Below are 19,931 nucleotides of genomic sequence, written 5' to 3' on the forward strand. Positions count from 1 at the left end.
TATGCCTGTGCCGGTAAAACCAACAGCGCCACGCAGCGGGTTTGGCGCTGCGGGTGGCACTGTCGTACGAACTTGATACGAATTCTCGACAAGACCCCACACCCCACGGAGAATAGTCGGCTGCTGACAGGAGTCCCTATGCGCCGTTTGCTTTTCTCACTGTTGATGTTCTGCGTCTTGCCTGCCTGGGCAGACAGCTACGACCAGTTGTACAAGGTCGCCGGCTGGCCGGAACAGCGCGCGCATTTCAACGATGCCTTGAGCGCCGCGCAACAGCGTTATCAGAACAGCCTGCCGCCGGCGGTCTTCCAGGCGCTGGTGAACAACAGCAATCAACGTTTTGCCCCACAGGCCATGGATCAGAGGGCCGAGGCACAACTGCGCAAGCATCTCGGCAACCCGGGGCCGGCCCTGGATTTCTTCCAGTCGCCACTGGGTCGCAAGGTGGTGGCCGCCGAGTTGCTGGCCACACGTCGCGATCAACTGGCCAAGAATGCCAGAGGCCTGCCCAAGATGCAGGCCAGCGACAACCGCCTGCTGATCATCGGCCACCTGGCGCAGGCACTGCCCGCCCGTGAGGCCGGCGCCGAAGTCAGCCTGGCGATTGCCGGCGTGGCGGCCGACAGCCTGAGTTCGATGATCCCCGGCCTGTTGGGCGCTGGCCAGACCCAGAGCATGCTGAACGGCCAGCGTCAGCGGCTGATGGAACAGATCGGCGCCGACCTGAACAATACCCTGCTCTACGTCTACCGCGACCTGACGGATACGGAACTGGAAGAGTTCGCCACCTTCGCAGAATCGGCCGAGGGCCAGGCTTATTATCAAGCGGCGCTGGCGGCGATTCGGGCGGGTTTGGCGGTGGGGCAGAATCTGGGGCAGTAGGTAGAACTTCAGCGCCTGGGATTACGCCCATCGCGAGCAGGCTCGCTCCCACATGGGATCGTGGCCTGTCGCGAAATCCGGCTTCACTCGATCTCCTGTGGGAGCGAGCCTGCTCGCGATAGCCATATTCAGGTCAATCCCGGAGCCGACTCATCCGCTTGCTCAAGAACCCAAACATTTCCTGACGCATCGCCAGCGCTTCGTTCGCCAGGTGATGCCGGCCCTCGGGTAGTATCAACACCTGGGGTCGATCGAATTTGCTACGCAGCACTTGCAGGTTGTGCTTCCAATCCACCGTCATGTCCGCCTGCCCCTGCACGATCAACGGCCGGCGCGGGCTACTGGGAGCGGCTTCGATACGCTTGATCCATTGCGCCAGCGCTCCCACCCACGCGGTGGGCAAACGCAGCGGTTGCAACGGGTCGGCCTGCAGGAACGGCAGGAAACCGGGGTCGGTGGAGTTCTCGCTGAAGCGCCGGGCAATACCGTTCACGAAAGGCTTGAGCAGGTAGTAACTCAGGCGCGACCAACCCCATGCCCGTGGCCGCACCAGGGGTGACAGCAAAATGACCTGCCCCTGGGCCGGGCTCTGGGCGCCGTGGTTGAGCACATGATCGACCACAATCGCCCCGCCTGTACTTTGCCCACACAGGTGCCAGGGGTGCGGCAGCCCTAGCGTCACGGCCTCGGCCAACAGCCCCTGCAACGTAGCCTGGTATTCGGCGAAATCGCCGATACTGGCGCGTTCGCCGCTCGACAGCCCGTGCCCCGGCAAGTCGCATGCGATGACCGCGAATTTCTGTTCCAGGGCCCACTCGATCAAGTGCCGGTACAGTCCCATATGATCGTAGTAGCCATGAAATACAAATACCGTCGCCACGGCTTTTTCAGGCCACCAGACTTGCCCGACCAACTCATACCCGTCGACTTCGAAGCGCCCCAGCCCCTTGCGCATGCTGCGCTGGGGAAAATCCAATCTATAAAAGTGCTGGTAGGCCTGCGCCTGCTCGGACAGCGGCTGCCACTGGGCCAGGGATGGCAGGCTGGCGCGCAGGTGATCGGGGTCGAAAGTGGCAGGCATCAATATTTCCAGGCAGAGCGCATCGCGCAAAACGGACTTTGTCAGCCTGCGATATTCATCTGTCGCGCCAGCCATGGCAAGCTACCCGCCCCCAGAGGATCGACTCCATGCGCCCGTCCCACCGCACGACCCTGTTTGCCAGCCTGCTCGTCCTCGGGTGCGCCGCCGTTTTATGGGTGGCCTATGACTGGTTCCAGGGTCGTTTCCTGCGCGCGTTCAGCCAACATACTGCGCTCTTCTCCGGCGATCCCTTGCGCCTGCCCGCGGAGTTGGCCGGCCCGGGTGCGATCCGCCTGGTACATTTCTGGGACCCGGCATGTCCGTGCAACGTCGGCAACCAGCAGCATCTTTCCGAACTGGTCGATCAATACGTACCGCAAGGTGTCGAGTTCTATGCGGTGCAAAAGACCGGCAGCCAAGGTCAGTTGCCCACCACCCTGAACCGCCTCAAGCCCCTCGCCGCGCTCCCCGGTTCAGACCGGATTCCCGCCAGCCCGGCCGTGGCAATCTGGGATCGCAGCGGCCAACTGGCGTACTTCGGCCCCTACAGTGAAGGGCTGACCTGCAACTCGAACAACAGCTTTATCGAGCCTATTCTCGAGGCGTTGAGCGTCGGCCGAGCGGTCAGCGCTACCCATACGCTGGCAGTGGGTTGTTATTGCCCGTGGGGCGAGGACACTTCCGCCAAACCCTAGACAATACCCTGCGACGAACGATGCACCGACAGGCAGCGGCATGTTAAACAGGAAGAAAACAGCGCGTCATCGGCAAAGGAAGCTTCATGAAACGCAGCCTCATCGCACTTCTCTCGCTCGTCGTCACCGCCATCATCGTCGCGGGCGGCTACCTCTACAGCAAGCAACCGACCCGCCAAGGCACCGTGCAACTGGCAGGGTTGCACGGCACAGTCACGGTGCGCTACGACGAGCGGGGCGTGCCGCATATCCACGCCGGGAACGAAACCGATATGTACCGCGCCCTTGGCTACGTCCATGCCCAGGACCGGCTGTTCCAGATGGAGATCATGCGCCGGCTCGCCCGTGGCGAACTGGCCGAGGTGCTGGGGCCGAAACTGCTCGATACCGACAAGCTCATGCGCAGCCTGCGCATTCGCGAGCGCGCCGCGACCTACGTGGCCGAACAGGATCGGCAAGCCCCGGCGTGGCTGGCAATGCAGGCTTACCTGGATGGTATCAACCTCTACCAGGACAGCCACACCCGGCCGTTGGAATTCGATGTATTGGGTATTCCCAAGCGTCCCTTCACGGCTGAAGACACCGTGAGCATCACCGGCTACATGGCCTACAGTTTTGCCGCGGCCTTTCGTACCGAACCGCTGTTGACCTACGTGCGCGATCAACTGGGCCCTGAATACCTGAACATCTTCGACCTTGAATGGCAGCCCCAAGGGGTGCTGACCGAGGCAGGCAAGAGCGGCCTGCCGTTGACCGCAAAAGACTGGAAAGACCTCAACGCCCTGGCGCACCTGAGCGAGCAGGCCTTCGCCGATAATGGCCTGCCGCAGTTCGAAGGCAGCAATGCCTGGGCGGTATCCGGTAGCCGCACTCATGGCGGCAAGCCGTTGCTGGCGGGCGACCCGCACATCCGCTTTTCGGCGCCCTCGGTGTGGTATGAGGCGCACCTGTCGGCGCCAGGTTTCGAGCTCTATGGGCATTACCAAGCGCTGATGCCCTTTGCAACGCTGGGCATGAACAAGGATTTCGGCTGGAGCGTCACCATGTTCCAGAACGACGATCTGGACCTGATCGCCGAGAAGGTCAACCCGGACAATCCCGAGCAGGTCTGGTATCACGGCCAATGGGTGGACATGACCCGCAGCGAACAGCAGATCGCGGTCAAAGGCCAGGCACCGGTGACGCTAGTGCTGCGCCAGTCGCCCCATGGCCCGATCGTCAACGACGCCCTTGGTGCGCATGCCGGCAAGACCCCGGTCGCCATGTGGTGGGGTTTGCTGGAAAGCCGCAATCCGATCCTCGAGGCGTTTTACCAGCTCAATCGCGCCGATACCCTCACCAAGGCCCGTGGCGCCTCAGCCAAGATCCACGCGCCCGGGCTGAACGTCGTGTGGGCCAATGCCAAGGGCGACATCGGCTGGTGGGCCGCGGCGCAACTGCCCAAGCGACCGGCTGGCGTAAAGCCTGGCTTCATTCTCGATGGCAGCAACCCCGAGGCGGACAAAGAGGGTTTCTACCCGTTCAGCAGCAACCCGCAGGAAGAGAACCCGGACCGGGGCTACATTGTCTCGGCGAATTTCCAACCAGTGACAGTCAGCGGCATGGAAATCCCCGGGTATTACAACCTCGCCGACCGCGGTCAGCAACTCAACCAGCAGCTGGGCGACAAGCAGGCAAAGTGGGACATCGAGACCACGCGCAAACTGCAATTGGGCACCACCACCGCCTACGGACCTCGGCTGCTCGCGCCGCTGCTGCCGGTATTGCGAGAGGTGGCCAGCGACCCGCGGGAACGCAAATTCGTCGAACAACTGGCTCAATGGCAGGGTGATTACCCGGTGGATTCCGTCAGCGCCACACTGTTCAACCAGTTCCTGTTCAACCTGGCCGACGCCGCCCTGCACGATGAACTGGGGGACGGGTTCTTCGACACCGCGCTGTCGACTCGGGTGATCGATGCCGCCCTTCCACGCTTGGCGGCTTCCCAGGATTCACCCTGGTGGGACGACCGCTCGACACTGGGCACGGAGACCCGCACCGACATCGTTAAAATCGCCTGGACCTGGAGCCTGGCGCACCTGAAGGCGACCCTCGGTGACGACCCCATGCAATGGCAGTGGGGCAAGGCCCACACCCTGACCCACGGCCATCCACTGGGCATGCAAAAACCGCTGGACCGGATTTTCAATGTCGGCCCCTTTGCCGCGCCGGGCACCCATGAGGTGCCCAACAACCTCTCGGCGAAAATCGGCCCCGCCCCGTGGCCGGTGACCTATGGCCCGTCAACCCGGCGCATTATCGACTTCGCCGACCCCAGCCACAGCGTCACCATCAACCCTGTCGGCCAGAGTGGTGTGCCGTTCGATAAGCATTACGAGGATCAGGCCGAGGCGTACATCGAAGGCGTGTATCACCAGGCGCACCTGGCCGAGGAAGAAGTGACGGCAAACACCCGCGAAACCTTGAAGCTACTGCCGGCCAGGACGCCATGAGTCGGGTGCCGTGCATTTCGTCATGAAAACGGCTTGATCGCCATGGATGGTCAAGACTACAAGGGCTCGATGCCCTGCCCCCCAACTACAGGAGTCAATGCGATGTTCAACAACTGGTCCGAACTGCTGCCCACTATCAAAAGCGCCTTCGGCGCGCTGGGCAAAAGCAACCCGAAAATGGTCAAGGCCTACATGGCCCTGGATGAAGCTGCCGCCGAAAACGACGTGCTCGACGCCAAGACCCGCGAATTGATTTCCATCGCCGTGGCGATCACGACCCGCTGTGATGGCTGCATCGGTGTACACACCGACGCGGCCATCAAGGCCGGTGCTACCCGCGAGGAAATCGCCGCCACCCTGGCCACTGCGGTTTCGCTGAACGCTGGCGCGGCGTACATCTATTCGTTGCGGGCCCTCGAGGCTCATGACGCGTTGAAGAAATGAAACGGGCGATTCCCTTGCTATCGCGAGCAGGCTCGCTCCCGCAGGGGAGCTGCCTGGTCTCTAGGCCGATACGGTCTCCGGCCGGCGCACCTGCGGTTGTTTCCAGGAGTCGGCAGCGCTTTCCTCGATGGCTTGCTGAATGGCCCGCCGACGGTTTTCCTCAGCCCGACGGCTGAAGTACCAGACCAGGAACGTCACCAGCGACACGGCCAGCAGGATCAGGCTCGCCACGGCGTTGATCTCCGGCTTGACGCCCAGGCGCACCGCCGAGAACACCTCCATCGGCAACGTGGTGGAACCGGGGCCGGAGACGAAGCTTGCCAGTACCAGGTCATCCAGGGATAACGCGAAGGACATCATGCCCCCCGCCGCCAGCGACGGTGCGATCATCGGGATGGTGATCAGGATGAACACCTTCCATGGCCGCGCACCGAGATCCATGGCGGCCTCTTCAATGGACAGGTCCAACTCACGCAGGCGCGAGGAGACCACCACTGCCACGTAGGCGGCGCAAAACGTCGTGTGAGCGATCCAGATCGTGACGATGCCGCGCTCCTGGGGCCAGCCGATCATCTGCGCCATGGCGACGAACAGCAGCAATAGCGACAGACCGGTGATCACTTCCGGCATCACCAGCGGCGCGGTGACCAGGCCACCGAACAGCGTCCGCCCCTTGAAGCGGGTGATGCGGGTCAGCACGAAAGCCGCCAACGTGCCCAGAGCCACAGCCGCCACCGCCGTATAGCAGGCGATTTCCAGCGAACGCACCACCGACCCCATCAGTTGGGTGTTGTCCAGCAGGCCGACGTACCACTTGATCGACCAGCCGCCCCACACCGTCACCAGCTTCGAGGCGTTGAACGAGAAGATCACCAGGATCACCATCGGCGCGTAGATGAACAACAATCCCAACACCAGCATCAGGCTGGAAAAACGAAAGCGTTTCATTCCTTGCCCTCCATTTCCTTGGCCTGACTGCGGTTGAACAGGATGATGGGCACGATCAGGATCGCCAGCATCACCACCGCCAGGGCGGATGCCACCGGCCAGTCACGGTTGTTGAAGAATTCCTGCCACAGCACTTTGCCGATCATCAGGGTTTCCGGGCCGCCCAGCAGTTCCGGGATGACGAATTCGCCCACCACCGGGATGAACACCAGCATGCAGCCGGCGATGATGCCGTTCTTGGACAGCGGCACGGTGATTTTCCAGAAGCTGTTGAAGGTGCTGGAGCCCAGGTCGGACGCCGCCTCCAGCAAGCTAGGGTCGTGTTTGACCAGGTTGGCGTATAACGGCAGGATCATGAATGGCAGGTACGAATAGACCACGCCGATGTACACCGCCAGGTTGGTGTTGAGGATCTGCAAGGGTTCGCTGATCCACCCCATGCTCATCAGGAAGCCGTTGAGCAAACCGTTGTTGCTGAGGATGCCCATCCACGCATAGACGCGGATCAGGATCGCGGTCCAGGTCGGCATCATGATCAGCAGCACCAGCACCGTCTGCGTTTCCTTGCGGGCGTTGGCGATGCCGTAGGCCATCGGATAACCGATCAACAGGCACAGGGCGGTGCTGATCAGGGCCATTTTCAGCGAGCCCAGGTAAGCGGCGATGTACAGCTCATCCTCGCTGAGCATCGCGTAGTTCGCGATGTTGAGCAGTATCTGCAGCTTCTGGTCGACGTAGCTATAGATCTCGGTGTACGGCGGAATCGCGACGTCGGCTTCAGCGAAGCTGATCTTCAGGACGATGAAGAACGGCAGCATGAAGAACAGGAACAGCCAGATGAAGGGCACCCCGATGACCAGTTGACGGCCACCGGGCGTTATTCGGGCGAGTCGACGCTTGAGTTTGCGCATGTTCATGAGCGAAGCACCACGCCGCTGTCGTCTTCCCACCAGACGAACACCTGGTCGCCCCAGGTCGGCCGCTGGCCGCGGCGTTCGGCGTTGGCGACGAAGGATTGCACCAGCTTGCCGCTCGGCAACTCGACGTAGAACACCGAATGACCGCCCAGGTAGGCGATGTCATGGACCTTGCCACTGGACCAGTTGTGCTCGCAGGTCGGTTGCTCGGCGGTCACCAGCAGTTTTTCCGGGCGGATGGCGTAGGTCACAGACTTGTCCTGCACCGACGTACTGATGCCATGGCCCACGTAGATATTGCGATCCAGGTCCTTGCAGGTCAGCACCGCATGGCCCTCGGCGTCGTCCACCACTTCGGTCTCGAAGATGTTGACGTTGCCGATGAACTCGCAGACCAGCCGGCTGGTCGGGGTTTCGTAGATGTCGATCGGGCTACCGATCTGAGCGATCCAGCCCAGGTGCATGATCGCGATGCGTTCGGCCATGGTCATGGCCTCTTCCTGGTCGTGGGTCACCATGACGCAGGTCACGCCCACCCGCTCGATGATCTCGACCAGTTCGAGCTGCATCTGCGAGCGCAGCTTTTTGTCCAGGGCGCCCATCGGTTCATCGAGCAGCAGCAACTTGGGGCGCTTGGCCAGGGAACGGGCCAGGGCCACGCGCTGACGCTGGCCGCCGGAGAGCTGGTGAGGCTTGCGCTTGGCGTACTGGCTCATCTGCACCAGCTTGAGCATCTCGGCCACGCGGGCATCGATCTCGGGCTTGGGAATCTTGTCCTGCTGCAGGCCGAACGCGATGTTCTGCGCCACGGTCATGTGGGGGAACAAGGCATAGGACTGGAACATCATGTTGATCGGCCGCTCGTAGGGCGGCATGTCGGTGATGTCCACACCGTCGAGGAAAATGCGCCCTTCCGTGGGTCGCTCGAACCCGGCCAGCATGCGCAGCAAGGTGGATTTGCCCGATCCCGAACCGCCGAGCAGGGCGAAGATCTCACCCTTCTTGATTTCCAGGGACACATCGTCCACGGCAATCGTCTCGTCGAACTTTTTCGTGACCCGGTCGATCTTGACCAACACCTGCTTGGGTGCGTGGTCGCCCTCGAGGGCTTTCTTATAGGCGCCGGAGGCAACTGCCATTTACGAAACTCCCACAGAATTTACAGTTCGCCCCTCGCGGGCGAACCTTGAGTTAGAGCGTTTTTGCTATTTACCCGACTTGACCTTGGTCCAGCTTCGGGTCATGAGTCGTTGGATCTTGGGCGGCAACTCGGAGTTGACGTAGAGCTTGTCGACGATCGCCTGGGGTGGGTAGACCGCTTCGTCAGTGCGCACCTCCTGATTCATCAGTTCGCCAGCCTTGGGGTTCGGGTTGGCATATCCGACGTAATCGCTGACCTTGGCGATCACCTCAGGCTCGAGCAGGTAGTTGATGAACGCATGGGCCTGCTTGACGTTGGTGGCGTCACGTGGGATCGCCAGCATGTCGAACCAGAGGTTGCCGCCTTCTTTTGGGATCACATAGGCGATTTCGACGCCCTTGCCGGCCTCGCTGGCACGTTCGCGGGCCTGGAAAATATCCCCGGAGAAACCGGCGGCCACGCAGATCTCGCCATTGGCCAGATCGGAGATGTACTTGGAGGAATTGAAGTAGGTCACGTAGGGCCGGATCTTTAGGAGCTGGGCCTCGGCCTTCTTGTAGTCTTCAGGGTTTTCGCTGTTGGGGTCCAGGCCCAGGTAATTCAACATGGCCGGAATCATCTCGTCACCGGAATCGAGGAACGAGACGCCGCAACTGGACAGTTTCTTGATGTTTTCCGGCTCGAACAGCATGGCCCACGAGTCGATCTTGTCGACGCCCAGCACCGCCTTGATCTTCTCGACGTTATAGCCGATGCCGTTGGTCCCCCACAGATAAGGCACGGCGTACTGGTTGCCCGGATCGTTCTTGTCCAGGCGCTTGAGCAGCGAAGGGTCGAGGTTCGCATAGTTGGGCAATTGCGCCTTGTCGAGCTTCTGGAACGCCCCGGCCTTGATCTGCTTGCCCAGGAAATGGTTGGACGGCACGACCACGTCATAGCCGGTACGACCCGCCAGCAATTTGCCTTCCAGGGTTTCATTGGAATCGAATACGTCATACACCGGCTTGATCCCGGTGGCTTTTTCGAAATCCGCCAGCGTGGACTCGCCGATGTAGTCCGACCAGTTATAAATATGCACGGTGGAGGCAGCCTGGACGCTGACCGCGAGCGTCAGGCCTGCACTGACCAGCAAGGCGTTGCGTAACAAAGAAAAGACTGGCACGTGGAGGTCCTCTATATAGTTGGGCCCAAGTTGCCCCCTGTTACCGGCCACGAGAGCCCTGCAACAAAACCGGCGCGCAACTTACCCTCGATAAACCGATCCAGCAAAACTTTTAATTATTTAATTGCTCCTGTTGCCAACCGCCGCGATGGCGGCGACAACAGGAAGGTGCCTCAGGCCGGCTTATTTACCGGATTTGATCTTGGTCCAGCTGCGGGTCAGGATCCGCTGGGTAGCGGGCGGCAAGTCGCTGATTGCATACAGATGGGCTTTCACTTCATCCGATGGATAGATGTTCGGATCTCCGGAGATTTCCTTGTCCACCAGCGGGGTAGCAGCCTTGTTGCCGTTCGGGAAACGCACGTTGTCAGTGATTTCCGCCATGATTTCCGGCTTCATCAGGAAGTTCATGTACTTGTAGGCAGCCTCAACGTTTTCGGCATCCTTTGGAATGGCGACCATGTCGTAGAACGAACCAGCGCCTTCTTTCGGAATGCTGTAGGCCACCTTGACCTTGCCACCGGCTTCGGCGGCACGGGACTTGGACTGTTCGATATCACCCGAATAACCCACGGCGACACAGATGTTGCCGTTGGCCAGGTCGGAGATGTACTTGGAAGAGTGGAAATAGCTGATCGATGGACGGATCTTGAGGAACAGCGCCTCGGCATCGGCCAGTTGCTTCTTGTCCTGGCTGTCGGTCGGATAGCCCAGGTAATGCAACGCCACCGGGATCATTTCGGTCGGCGAGTCGAGGAAGCTCACGCCGCAGCTCTTGAGCTTGGCGATGTTTTCCGGCTTGAGCAGAACATCCCAGGAATCGATCTTGTCGACACCCAGTGCTGCCTTGACCTTCTCGGGGTTATAGCCGATACCGATGGTGCCCCACATGTAAGGGAAGGCATGCTGGTTACCTTTGTCGCTGGCATCGCCTACTGCCTTGAGCAGGTCGGTGTCGAGGTTCTTCCAGTTTGGCAGCTTGGACTTGTCCAGCGGCTGATAGACCCCCGCCTTGATCTGCTTGGCCAGGAAGTTGTTCGACGGCACCACGATGTCATAACCGGACTTGCCGGCCAGCAACTTGGCTTCCAGGGTTTCGTTGCTGTCGAATACGTCGTACACCACCTTGATCCCCGTCTCTTTTTCAAACTTGGCGACGGTGTCCGGGGCGATGTAGTCGGACCAGTTATAGACATGCAGCACTTTGTCGTCCGCCTGGACGGCACCTGCCATCACGCCCATCAGGGACATGGCGAGGAGGGTCTTGCCAGCTATCTTCATACCTAATGCCTTCATGGATGATGCTCCAGTTATTCTTCTTAGCCACAGTTCAGTAGCCGGCTCGCGGGCAACTTGAACAGGCGGTAGTCTGGCAAGTTACAGGGCAGGCTTTCAACACATATACCCAGCCTTTTCGCACCGGGCGAAGCCCTTCAAAGCGCCTCGCTCAGAGCCTAGCACTCAGCCTTGCAACGCACCCAGAGTCAGGTCCAGGCAGCGCCGTGCCTTGGTCACCAACTCGTCGATCTCGGACTCGCTGATTACCAGCGGCGGCGCAATGATCATGGTGTCGCCCACCGCCCGCATGATCAGCCCGTTATCGAAGCAGAACTGCCGGCAAATCATGCCCACGCCCTTGCCTTCATAACGTTGGCGCGTGGCCTTGTCCCGGACCAGTTCGATCGCCCCCAGCAAACCGACCCCGCGCACTTCACCCACCAACGGGTGATCGTTCAGTTCCCGCAGGCGCTTCTGCAAATAAGGTGCCGTTTGGCCGTGGACCCGCTCGATGATTTTCTCTTCGCGCAGAATGCGGATGTTCTCCAGGGCCACCGCAGCCGCCACCGGGTGACCGGAATAGGTGAACCCGTGGTTGAAGTCGCCACCCTCGTTGAGCACCGCGACCACATCGTCGCGCACGATCAGGCCGCCCATGGGGATATAGCCGGAAGTCAGCCCCTTGGCGATGGTCATCATGTGGGGTTTCAGACCGTAATAGTCGGTACCGAACCACTCGCCGGTACGGCCGAAACCACAGATCACTTCGTCGGCCACGAACAGGATGTCGTACTTGGCGAGGATCTCCTTTACTCGCGGCCAGTAGCTGTCCGGCGGCACGATCACGCCACCCGCACCCTGGATCGGCTCGGCAATGAACGCACCGACGTTGTCCACGCCGATTTCGAGAATCTTCTCTTCCAGTTGGTTGGCGGCCCACAGGCCGAACTCCTCGGGGCTCATGTCGCCGCCTTCACCGAACCAGTACGGCTGGGCGATATGGACGATGCCCGGGATCGGTAGGTCGCCCTGCTCGTGCATATAAGTCATGCCACCCAGGCTCGCGCCGGCCACGGTCGAACCGTGATAGCCGTTCTTGCGACTGATGATGACCTTCTTGTTCGGCTGGCCCTTGATCGCCCAGTAGTGGCGGACCATCCGCAGCATGGTGTCGTTGCCTTCGGAACCGGACCCGGTGAAGAACACATGACTCATGCCTGGCGGAGCGACCTCGGCGATGGCCTTGGACAATTCCAGCGCCGGCGGGTGGGCCGTCTGGAAGAACAGGTTGTAATAAGGCAGCTCGCGCATCTGCTGGCTGGCGGCATCGGCCAGTTCATCGCGGCCGTAACCGACCGCCACGCACCAGAGCCCGGCCATGCCGTCGAGGATCTTGTTGCCTTCGCTATCCCAGAGGTAGACACCCTTGGCGCGGGTGATGATGCGCGGACCTTTTTCCTTGAGCTGCTTGAAATCGCTGAACGGCGCCAGGTGATGATCGCTACTCAAGGCTTGCCATTCACGGGTCTGCGGATTGTTGCGGGTCATGCGGATTCTCCTTTATCGGTGGGGGCGAAGCGGCCTTGGCCGCCCCGCCCGGCGCATCAGACGGCAAAGAGCAGGAATTCCCGCTCCCACGAACTGATGACGCGCTTGAAGTTTTCATGCTCGGCCCGCTTGACCGCGACGTAGCCCGTGATGAACTTCTTGCCCAGGTATTTCTCGATGGTCTTGCTGTTTTCCATGCGCTCAAGAGCGTCCTCGATGGTCAGCGGCAAGCGCAGGTTGCGCCGCTCATAACCACGGCCCACTACCGGGGCGCTCGGGTTGAGGCCTTCTACCATGCCGATGAAGCCACACAGCAGGCTGGCGGCGATGGCCAGGTACGGGTTGGCATCGGCACCCGGCAGACGGTTTTCCACCCTGCGGTTCTGCGGCCCGGCATCCGGTACCCGCAGACCAACCGTACGGTTCTCCTCACCCCACTCCACGTTCACCGGCGCCGAGGTATCCGGCAAAAAGCGGCGGAACGAATTGACGTTGGGCGCGAACAGCGGCAACAGCTCGGGGATGAGCTTCTGCAACCCGCCGATGTGATGCAGGAACAACTCGCTCATGGTCCCGTCTTCATTGGAGAAAACGTTCTTGCCGGTTTCCTTGTCGATGATGCTCTGATGCAGGTGCATCGCGCTGCCCGGCTCGCCGGTCATGGGCTTGGCCATGAACGTGGCAGCCACATTGTGCTTGAGCGCGGCCTCACGCATGGTGCGCTTGAAGACCAGGATCTGATCGGCCAGGGACAGGGCGTCGCCATGACGGAAATTGATTTCCATCTGCGCCGTGCCGTCCTCGTGGATCAAGGTATCGAGGTCCAGCTCCTGCAACTCGCACCAGTCGTAGACGTCTTCGAACAGAGGATCGAATTCGTTGGCCGCTTCAATGGAGAAAGACTGGCGACCGGTTTCCGGGCGGCCGGAGCGGCCGACAGGCGGTTGCAGCGGGAAGTCCGGGTCGTCGCTGCGCTTGGTCAGGTAGAACTCCATCTCCGGCGCGACGATCGGCTGCCACCCCTTGTCGGCGTAGAGCTTGAGTACCTTCTTGAGTACGTTGCGTGGCGACAACTCGATGGGGTTGCCCTGCTTGTCATAGGTGTCGTGGATCACCTGGGCGGTGGGTTCGATGGCCCAAGGCACCAGGAACACCGCGTTTTCGTCCGGACGGCACACCATGTCGATGTCCGCCGGGTCCAGCAGTTCGTAATAGATGTCGTCTTCGACATAGTCGCCCGTAACGGTCTGGAGCAGAACGCTCTCGGGCAGGCGCATGCCTTTTTCGGCAATGAATTTGTTGGTCGGCGAGATCTTGCCCCGCGTGATACCGGTCAGGTCGCCAATCATGCATTCGACTTCTGTGATCTTATGGTCTTTCAACCAATCGGTGAGCTGGTCGAGGTTGTTACTCATAAATGCCTCTAGGCGTGATTTTCCTGGCTGCCAAGGGTAGTCAGGGGTTGTTTGACGCATCGGCGTCGCGTTGTGTTGCCTCTGCCCGACAAATGCCCGGGAAAAGGTTCTACATTGAAAGGAGAGCCGCTAAAGAGAGTTTCGTCCAGAGCGTCCAGAATATTGGACGATGATGACGGCCGGTACACCAGGGGCGAAATCGACATGGAGAAGTGCCCGATGACCTTCATCATGGCCTGGCGGCGCTTATCGCCACGGATGCGACGAGCATGCCAACCAATTTGCCGGGACAGCGGGTGACGCCGTTGGGACGGCAGGCGAGACATGAAACACCCCGGTATTATTGCTGTTATGGGTTTGAATCGAGCTTAGCCTTGTTCATTTTTTTACACAACACCCCCGTAAAAAATACAATACGGCCCGCTCAAGCCTGCGGGCGCCACGACCTTTAAAGGGATAAAAACGCCCCAAATTGCCTCAAAAAAGCCCCCCAGGTGCTTTTTTAGGGCAAAAAAGGCCCTGCTTGACTTCGGCATGCCGTTCGGGTTGACTGGGTTTCAAAGAGATCAATGATTGATATTTTTAACAACAAAGGTGTTGCATCATGTCGGTACCCCCGCGTGCCGTTCAGCTTAACGAAGCGAACGCGTTCCTTAAGGAACATCCTGAGGTTCTGTACGTTGACCTTCTGATTGCGGATATGAATGGTGTGGTGCGTGGCAAGCGCATCGAACGCACCAGCCTCCACAAGGTTTACGAGAAAGGCATCAACCTGCCGGCCTCCCTGTTTGCCCTGGACATCAATGGTTCGACGGTGGAAAGCACCGGCCTGGGCCTGGACATCGGCGATGCCGACCGCATCTGCTACCCGATCCCCGGCACTCTTTCCAACGAACCCTGGCAAAAGCGCCCGACCGCGCAACTGCTGATGACCATGCACGAGCTCGAAGGCGAGCCTTTCTTCGCTGACCCTCGCGAAGTCCTGCGCCAGGTCGTGACCAAGTTCGACGAGCTGGGCCTGACCATCTGCGCGGCCTTCGAACTTGAGTTCTACCTGATCGACCAGGAGAACGTGAACGGCCGTCCACAACCACCCCGTTCACCGATTTCCGGCAAACGCCCCCATTCCACACAGGTCTACCTGATCGACGACCTCGACGAGTATGTCGATTGCCTCCAGGACATCCTGGAAGGCGCCAAGGAGCAGGGCATCCCCGCCGACGCCATCGTCAAGGAAAGTGCCCCGGCGCAGTTCGAAGTGAACCTGCACCATGTGGCCGACCCGATGAGAGCCTGCGACTACGCCGTTCTGCTCAAGCGTCTGATCAAGAACATCGCCTATGACCATGAAATGGACACCACCTTCATGGCCAAGCCGTATCCGGGCCAGGCGGGCAACGGCCTGCATGTCCACATTTCGATTCTGGACAAAGATGGCAACAATATCTTTGCCAGTGAGGATCCCGAGCAGAACGCCGCGCTTCGTCACGCAATCGGCGGTGTGCTCGAGACCCTGCCCGCGCAGATGGCGTTCCTCTGCCCCAACGTCAACTCCTACCGTCGTTTCGGCGCACAGTTCTACGTGCCGAACTCCCCGACCTGGGGCCTGGACAACCGCACCGTGGCCTTGCGCGTACCGACCGGCTCGGCCGATGCCGTGCGCCTGGAACACCGCGTCGCCGGCGCCGATGCCAACCCGTACCTGCTGATGGCCTCCGTACTGGCGGGCGTGCACCATGGCCTGGTCAACAAGATCGAGCCGGGCGCACCGGTGGAAGGCAACAGCTACGAGCAGAACGAACAGAGCCTGCCGAACAACCTGCGCGACGCCCTCCGGGAACTGGACGACAGCGAGGTCATGGCCAAGTACATCGACCCGAAATACATCGATATCTTCGTGGCCTGCAAAGAGAGTGAGCTGGAGGAATTCGAACACTCCATCTCCGACCTCGAGTACAACTGGTATCTGCATACCGTTTAAGCGGTTGCGGTAGAGAAAACGCCGCAGGCCTTCACGGCCTGCGGCGTTTTTTTATGGCCGCCTTCGGCGGATCGCGAGCAGGCTCGCTCCCACAGGATATTGAGTGCCTCCAATTTTGTGGCCTCCCCCGCAGATCCTATGTGGGAGCGAGCCTGCTCGCGATGGCAGCCGAGCAGACAACCTATCTCCCGGCTCGTACAATGCCCGGCAGCCCCCGCAGGAGACCTCCATGACGCGCATCGCCAGCCCTCGCAAACCTCGCGCACGCAGCCAGGCTCGGATCGACTCGATTCTCGATGCTGCCCGCACGCTGCTGGCGAGCGAAGGTGTGGGCAACCTGTCCATCTACAGCGTTGCCGAACGCGCCGGCATTCCGCCTTCTTCCGTGTATCACTTCTTCGCCAGCGTCCCGGCCCTGCTCGAAGCCCTGACCGCCGACGTCCACGCGGCCTTCCGTGCTTGCCTGCAAGCGCCGATCAATCATGGATCTCTAAGCGGTTGGCGCGACCTGTCGCGACTGGTGGAGCAGCGCATGCTGACGATCTACGACCAGGACGCCGCCGCCCGCCAGCTGATCCTGGCCCAACATGGCCTGACCGAAGTCACCCAGGCCGATCGTCAGCACGACCTGGAGCTGGGCGACTTGATGCACAAGCTCTTCGCCCACCATTTCGAACTGCCGACACTGCCCGATGACGTCGATGTATTCGCCCTCGCCATGGAACTGGGCGACCGCGTCTATGCCCGCTCGGTGCAACAACACGGCCAGATCACCCCGCGCATGGCGGAGGAAGGCATGCGGGTGTTCGATGCGTACCTGGGGTTGTATCTGCCGCCGTATCTGCCCAAGCGACAAGTCATCTGACGGTCTCAGCCACTCGCACCTCTCATCCGTCACTAAAAAAACCCCGAAGGGCTCACGCCATCCGGGGCTGTGGATGGAACATTGTTCACAACTTGGCGATAGATACCTCTGTCGATTTGACGAAAGCAATCACTTCACTGCCGATCGTCAACTCCAACTCTTTTACGGAGCGGGTGGTGATCACGGAAGTGACGATGCCGGAAGCGGTCTGGACGTCGATTTCCGACAGCACGTCGCCTTCGACGATTTCCTTGATGATGCCTTTGAACTGGTTACGCACGTTGATGGCTTTGATGGTCATGGTGTCGATTCCTTTTCTGGATGAGGTTATTGCGCCCACCGCAACTGCGTGGGCAAGGGTGAAACGGGTTCGGGTTCCGGCGGTTGGCCGGGCAAGGACAGCACGCGGTTGAGGACTTCGGTTTCCAGGGCAGCCAGCCGATGAGAGCCGCGTGCCCGTGGGCGTGGCAGGTCGACGGCCAGATCGAGGCCAATCTGGCCGTCCTCGATCAGGATCACCCGGTCGGCAATGGCCACTGCTTCGCTGACATCGTGAGTCACCAGCAGCACGGTAAAACCGTGTTGCTGCCACAGGCGTTCGATCAACTGCTGCATTTCGATACGTGTCAGCGCGTCGAGCGCTCCCAGGGGTTCGTCGAGCAACAGCAGCCGTGGCTGATGAATCAGGGCCCGGGCCAGGGCCACCCGTTGCTTCTGTCCACCGGACAATGTCGCCGGCCATTCATGGGCACGATCGGCCAGGCCCACGGATTCCAACGCCTGTAGCGCTTGTGGCCGCCAGTTGCCCTTGAGCCCGATGCCAACGTTGTCGATGATTTTTTTCCAGGGCAGCAAGCGCGCCTCCTGGAACATCAGCCGCGTGTCCTGTTGTGCAGCGCTCAACGGTGCAGAACCGGCCAGCAACTGGCCGTCGGAAGGCTGATCGAGGCCGGCCAGCAGACGCAGCAAGGTGCTTTTGCCACAACCGCTGCGCCCGACCACTGCCACGAATTGCCCGGCGGGAATGTGCAGGTCGATGTCCCGCAGCACCTGGCGCGAGCCAAAGGTCTTTTGCAGGTTGCGCACCGCCAGCGGAATGCCTTGCAACAGGCGCGGAGGTTGTTGCGCAGTCATGCGACACCTCCCCTGTTGACCTGGTACGCCGGATGCCAGCGCAACCAGACCCGCTCGAGCCCACGGGCGGCAAGGTCGGCAAGCTTGCCGAGCACGGCGTACAGCAGAATCGCCAGTACTACCACGTCGGTCTGCAGGAACTCTCGGGCATTCATCGCCAGGTAGCCGATGCCGGAACTGGCAGAGATGGTCTCCGCCACGATGAGCGTCAGCCACATGAATCCCAGGGCAAAGCGCACACCCACCAGGATCGAAGGCAAGGCGCCCGGCAGGATCACTTGGTGAAACAGGCTGAAGCCGGACAAACCATAGCTGCGGGCCATTTCCACCAACGCCGGGTCGACGTTACGGATGCCGTGATAGGTGTTGAGGTAAATCGGAAACAGCGTGCCGAGGGCCACCAGGAAAATCTTCGCCGACTCGTCGATACCAAACCACAGGATCACCAACGGAATCAGCGCCAGGTGCGGGATGTTCCGGAGCATTTGCACGGAACTGTCCAGCAGACGCTCGCCCCATTTCGACAAACCAGTGATGAAACCCAGGGCCAGGCCGATGCCGCCGCCAATCAGGAAACCCACCACCGCACGCCAGCCACTGATAGCCAGGTGCGTCCAGATCTCGCCGCTGCGCACCAGGTTCACCCCGGCCTCGATCACCGCCACCGGAGCCGGCAGGATCCGCGTGGATAACCAGCCCCCCGACACCGACAGTTGCCATATCGCCAGCAACAGCAGCGGCACCGCCCAGGGCGCCAGGTTGTGGATAACTTTCTTCATGGCCGCCTCAGCTCTGGGACGCGGCTTTGGGAAGAATGTCGTTGGCGACCATTTCACCAAACGGGCTCACATAACCGCCGCTCTTCGGCAATTCCGGGCGTTCCACGTCCAGGTGCGGGAACAGCAATTCCGCCACGCGGTAGGACTCTTCCAGGTGTGGATAACCCGAGAAGATGAACGTATCGATCCCCAGGTCGGCATATTCCTTGACCCGCGCCGCCACGGTCGGGCCATCGCCCACCAGCGCCGTACCAGCACCGCCGCGAACCAGCCCCACGCCGGCCCAAAGGTTGGGGCTGACTTCCAGCTTGTCGCGCCGCCCTCCATGCAACGCGGCCATGCGCTGCTGGCCCACCGAATCGAAACGGGCCAGGGACGCCTGGGCACGGGCGATGGTGTCGTCGTCCAAGTGGGAGATCAATCGGTCGGCCGCCTGCCAGGCCTCGGCATTGGTTTCCCGCACGATCACGTGCAGGCGGATGCCAAATCGCACGGTACGGCCGAGCTTCTCGGCCTTGGCCCGAACCTGGGCGATTTTTTCCGCCACGGCTTCCGGCGGCTCGCCCCAGGTCAGGACCATTTCCACCTGTTCGGCCGCCAGATCCTGGGCCGCTTCGGAAGATCCACCAAAGTACAGCGGTGGACGCGGCTGCTGGATCGGTGGATAGAGCAGCTTGGCACCCTTCACGCTGATGTGCTCGCCGTCGTAATCCACCGTCTCGCCTTCCAGCACACGACGCCAGATGCGGGTGAATTCAACCGAAGCCTGGTAGCGCGCCTCATGATCGAGGAACAGGCCATCGCCCGCCAGCTCATCCGGGTCGCCGCCAGTGACCAGGTTGAACAGTGCCCGGCCGCCGGACAACCGGTCCAGGGTCGCAGCCTGGCGCGCCGCCACCGTCGGAGAAATGATCCCGGGGCGCAAGGCAACGAGGAATTTCAGGCGCTGGGTCACGGGAATCAACGAAGCGGCCACCAGCCAGGAGTCCTCGCAGGAACGTCCGGTGGGAATCAGCACCCCACCGAAACCCAGTCGATCCGCCGCCTGGGCGATCTGTTGCAGGTAGCCGTGGTCGACGGCGCGAGCGCCTTCGGCGGTGCCAAGGTAATGGCCGTCGCCGTGGGTGGGCAGGAACCAGAAAATATTGAGGCTCATTGGAGTGGTCTCC

Annotated in this window: 18 protein-coding genes; 6 read left to right on the forward strand and 12 right to left on the reverse strand. The window is 60.9% G+C overall.

Annotated elements, in window-relative coordinates; translation table 11 throughout:
• The first annotated feature begins 138 nt into the window (after positions 1 to 138).
• Positions 139 to 882: a DUF2059 domain-containing protein gene (locus AD666_RS05370; protein ID WP_053148326.1), complete on the forward strand. Its 744-nt coding sequence runs from the start codon at positions 139 to 141 to the stop codon at positions 880 to 882.
• A gap of 133 nt (positions 883 to 1,015) precedes the next feature.
• Here the strand turns inward: AD666_RS05370 and AD666_RS05375 are convergent, their stop codons facing one another.
• On the reverse strand, positions 1,016 to 1,963 hold the full coding sequence (locus AD666_RS05375; protein WP_053148328.1) for an alpha/beta hydrolase: 948 nt from the start codon (positions 1,961 to 1,963) through the stop codon (positions 1,016 to 1,018).
• Positions 1,964 to 2,070: 107 nt separating this feature from the next.
• Between AD666_RS05375 and AD666_RS05380 the strand changes: the two genes are divergently transcribed.
• The 3 genes from AD666_RS05380 (at position 2,071) to AD666_RS05390 (ending at position 5,594) form a co-directional block, all read left to right on the forward strand.
• Positions 2,071 to 2,658, forward strand: a complete 588-nt coding sequence (locus AD666_RS05380) for a DUF6436 domain-containing protein (RefSeq protein ID WP_053148330.1) — start codon at positions 2,071 to 2,073, stop codon at positions 2,656 to 2,658.
• 86 nt (positions 2,659 to 2,744) lie between these two features.
• Positions 2,745 to 5,150, forward strand: coding sequence for a penicillin acylase family protein (locus AD666_RS05385; protein WP_053148332.1), 2,406 nt, complete (start codon positions 2,745 to 2,747; stop codon positions 5,148 to 5,150).
• Positions 5,151 to 5,252: 102 nt separating this feature from the next.
• Positions 5,253 to 5,594: a carboxymuconolactone decarboxylase family protein gene (locus tag AD666_RS05390; RefSeq protein WP_003206631.1), complete on the forward strand. Its 342-nt coding sequence runs from the start codon at positions 5,253 to 5,255 to the stop codon at positions 5,592 to 5,594.
• A 60-nt stretch (positions 5,595 to 5,654) separates the two neighbouring features.
• Here the strand turns inward: AD666_RS05390 and AD666_RS05395 are convergent, their stop codons facing one another.
• The 7 genes from AD666_RS05395 to AD666_RS05425 all read right to left on the reverse strand — a co-directional run bounded on the left by AD666_RS05395 (position 5,655) and on the right by AD666_RS05425 (position 14,003).
• Positions 5,655 to 6,542 (reverse strand): ABC transporter permease subunit, encoded by an 888-nt coding sequence (locus AD666_RS05395; RefSeq protein ID WP_053148334.1) that lies wholly within the window; start codon positions 6,540 to 6,542, stop codon positions 5,655 to 5,657.
• A complete protein-coding gene (locus AD666_RS05400) occupies positions 6,539 to 7,459 on the reverse strand; it encodes an ABC transporter permease subunit (RefSeq protein WP_053148336.1) in 921 nt (306 codons plus the stop codon). Before AD666_RS05400 ends, AD666_RS05395 begins: the two co-directional genes overlap by 4 nt.
• Positions 7,456 to 8,598, reverse strand: coding sequence for an ABC transporter ATP-binding protein (locus AD666_RS05405; protein WP_053148338.1), 1,143 nt, complete (start codon positions 8,596 to 8,598; stop codon positions 7,456 to 7,458). Before AD666_RS05405 ends, AD666_RS05400 begins: the two co-directional genes overlap by 4 nt.
• Positions 8,599 to 8,664: 66 nt before the next feature.
• A complete protein-coding gene (locus tag AD666_RS05410) occupies positions 8,665 to 9,762 on the reverse strand; it encodes a polyamine ABC transporter substrate-binding protein (RefSeq protein ID WP_053148340.1) in 1,098 nt (365 codons plus the stop codon).
• A gap of 183 nt (positions 9,763 to 9,945) precedes the next feature.
• On the reverse strand, positions 9,946 to 11,043 hold the full coding sequence (locus AD666_RS05415; protein WP_053148343.1) for a polyamine ABC transporter substrate-binding protein: 1,098 nt from the start codon (positions 11,041 to 11,043) through the stop codon (positions 9,946 to 9,948).
• 180 nt (positions 11,044 to 11,223) lie between these two features.
• A complete protein-coding gene (locus AD666_RS05420) occupies positions 11,224 to 12,588 on the reverse strand; it encodes an aspartate aminotransferase family protein (protein ID WP_053148345.1) in 1,365 nt (454 codons plus the stop codon).
• A 56-nt stretch (positions 12,589 to 12,644) separates the two neighbouring features.
• The gene (locus tag AD666_RS05425) at positions 12,645 to 14,003 is read right to left on the reverse strand and encodes a glutamine synthetase family protein (protein ID WP_053148347.1); all 1,359 of its coding nucleotides are present in this window, start codon (positions 14,001 to 14,003) and stop codon (positions 12,645 to 12,647) included.
• Positions 14,004 to 14,607: 604 nt separating this feature from the next.
• On the opposite strand from AD666_RS05425, the gene AD666_RS05430 reads away from it, so the two are divergent.
• Both AD666_RS05430 and AD666_RS05435 read left to right on the forward strand, forming a co-directional pair.
• Positions 14,608 to 15,984, forward strand: a complete 1,377-nt coding sequence (locus AD666_RS05430) for a glutamine synthetase family protein (RefSeq protein WP_053148350.1) — start codon at positions 14,608 to 14,610, stop codon at positions 15,982 to 15,984.
• A 229-nt stretch (positions 15,985 to 16,213) separates the two neighbouring features.
• On the forward strand, positions 16,214 to 16,849 hold the full coding sequence (locus AD666_RS05435) for a TetR/AcrR family transcriptional regulator (protein WP_053148353.1): 636 nt from the start codon (positions 16,214 to 16,216) through the stop codon (positions 16,847 to 16,849).
• Between the two features lie 85 nt (positions 16,850 to 16,934).
• Here the strand turns inward: AD666_RS05435 and AD666_RS05440 are convergent, their stop codons facing one another.
• From AD666_RS05440 to ssuD, 4 genes are read right to left on the reverse strand one after another with little or no spacing between them, the layout of a single operon-like run.
• The gene (locus tag AD666_RS05440) at positions 16,935 to 17,150 is read right to left on the reverse strand and encodes a molybdopterin-binding protein (protein ID WP_053148357.1); all 216 of its coding nucleotides are present in this window, start codon (positions 17,148 to 17,150) and stop codon (positions 16,935 to 16,937) included.
• 26 nt (positions 17,151 to 17,176) lie between these two features.
• Entirely contained in the window at positions 17,177 to 17,983 is an 807-nt protein-coding gene (gene ssuB / locus AD666_RS05445; RefSeq protein ID WP_053148360.1) for an aliphatic sulfonates ABC transporter ATP-binding protein, read from the reverse strand.
• Positions 17,980 to 18,762 carry an aliphatic sulfonate ABC transporter permease SsuC gene (gene ssuC, locus AD666_RS05450; RefSeq protein ID WP_053148363.1) on the reverse strand — a complete coding sequence of 261 codons (783 nt, stop codon included), beginning with the start codon at positions 18,760 to 18,762 and terminating at the stop codon, positions 17,980 to 17,982. The genes ssuB and ssuC overlap by 4 nt, the downstream gene beginning before the upstream one ends.
• Positions 18,763 to 18,769: 7 nt before the next feature.
• On the reverse strand, positions 18,770 to 19,918 hold the full coding sequence (gene ssuD / locus AD666_RS05455) for an FMNH2-dependent alkanesulfonate monooxygenase (RefSeq protein ID WP_053148367.1): 1,149 nt from the start codon (positions 19,916 to 19,918) through the stop codon (positions 18,770 to 18,772).
• Between the last annotated feature and the right edge of the window lie 13 nt (positions 19,919 to 19,931).

The sequence above is a fragment of the Pseudomonas sp. Pf153 genome (genome assembly GCF_001269775.1).
Classification (GTDB): Bacteria; Pseudomonadota; Gammaproteobacteria; order Pseudomonadales; family Pseudomonadaceae; genus Aquipseudomonas; species Aquipseudomonas uvaldensis.

Excerpts from the sequence above, each read along its gene's own strand:
- AD666_RS05370 (WP_053148326.1), top strand. The coding sequence starts at position 139 with ATGCGCCGTTTGCTTTTCTCACTGTTGATGTTCTGCGTCTTGCCTGCC.
- AD666_RS05375 (WP_053148328.1), bottom strand. The coding sequence starts at position 1,963 with ATGCCTGCCACTTTCGACCCCGATCACCTGCGCGCCAGCCTGCCATCC.
- AD666_RS05380 (WP_053148330.1), top strand. The coding sequence starts at position 2,071 with ATGCGCCCGTCCCACCGCACGACCCTGTTTGCCAGCCTGCTCGTCCTC.
- AD666_RS05385 (WP_053148332.1), top strand. The coding sequence starts at position 2,745 with ATGAAACGCAGCCTCATCGCACTTCTCTCGCTCGTCGTCACCGCCATC.
- AD666_RS05390 (WP_003206631.1), top strand. The coding sequence starts at position 5,253 with ATGTTCAACAACTGGTCCGAACTGCTGCCCACTATCAAAAGCGCCTTC.
- AD666_RS05395 (WP_053148334.1), bottom strand. The coding sequence starts at position 6,542 with ATGAAACGCTTTCGTTTTTCCAGCCTGATGCTGGTGTTGGGATTGTTG.
- AD666_RS05400 (WP_053148336.1), bottom strand. The coding sequence starts at position 7,459 with ATGAACATGCGCAAACTCAAGCGTCGACTCGCCCGAATAACGCCCGGT.
- AD666_RS05405 (WP_053148338.1), bottom strand. The coding sequence starts at position 8,598 with ATGGCAGTTGCCTCCGGCGCCTATAAGAAAGCCCTCGAGGGCGACCAC.
- AD666_RS05415 (WP_053148343.1), bottom strand. The coding sequence starts at position 11,043 with ATGAAGATAGCTGGCAAGACCCTCCTCGCCATGTCCCTGATGGGCGTG.
- AD666_RS05420 (WP_053148345.1), bottom strand. The coding sequence starts at position 12,588 with ATGACCCGCAACAATCCGCAGACCCGTGAATGGCAAGCCTTGAGTAGC.
- AD666_RS05425 (WP_053148347.1), bottom strand. The coding sequence starts at position 14,003 with ATGAGTAACAACCTCGACCAGCTCACCGATTGGTTGAAAGACCATAAG.
- AD666_RS05430 (WP_053148350.1), top strand. The coding sequence starts at position 14,608 with ATGTCGGTACCCCCGCGTGCCGTTCAGCTTAACGAAGCGAACGCGTTC.
- AD666_RS05435 (WP_053148353.1), top strand. The coding sequence starts at position 16,214 with ATGACGCGCATCGCCAGCCCTCGCAAACCTCGCGCACGCAGCCAGGCT.
- AD666_RS05440 (WP_053148357.1), bottom strand. The coding sequence starts at position 17,150 with ATGACCATCAAAGCCATCAACGTGCGTAACCAGTTCAAAGGCATCATC.
- ssuB (WP_053148360.1), bottom strand. The coding sequence starts at position 17,983 with ATGACTGCGCAACAACCTCCGCGCCTGTTGCAAGGCATTCCGCTGGCG.
- ssuC (WP_053148363.1), bottom strand. The coding sequence starts at position 18,762 with ATGAAGAAAGTTATCCACAACCTGGCGCCCTGGGCGGTGCCGCTGCTG.
- ssuD (WP_053148367.1), bottom strand. The coding sequence starts at position 19,918 with ATGAGCCTCAATATTTTCTGGTTCCTGCCCACCCACGGCGACGGCCAT.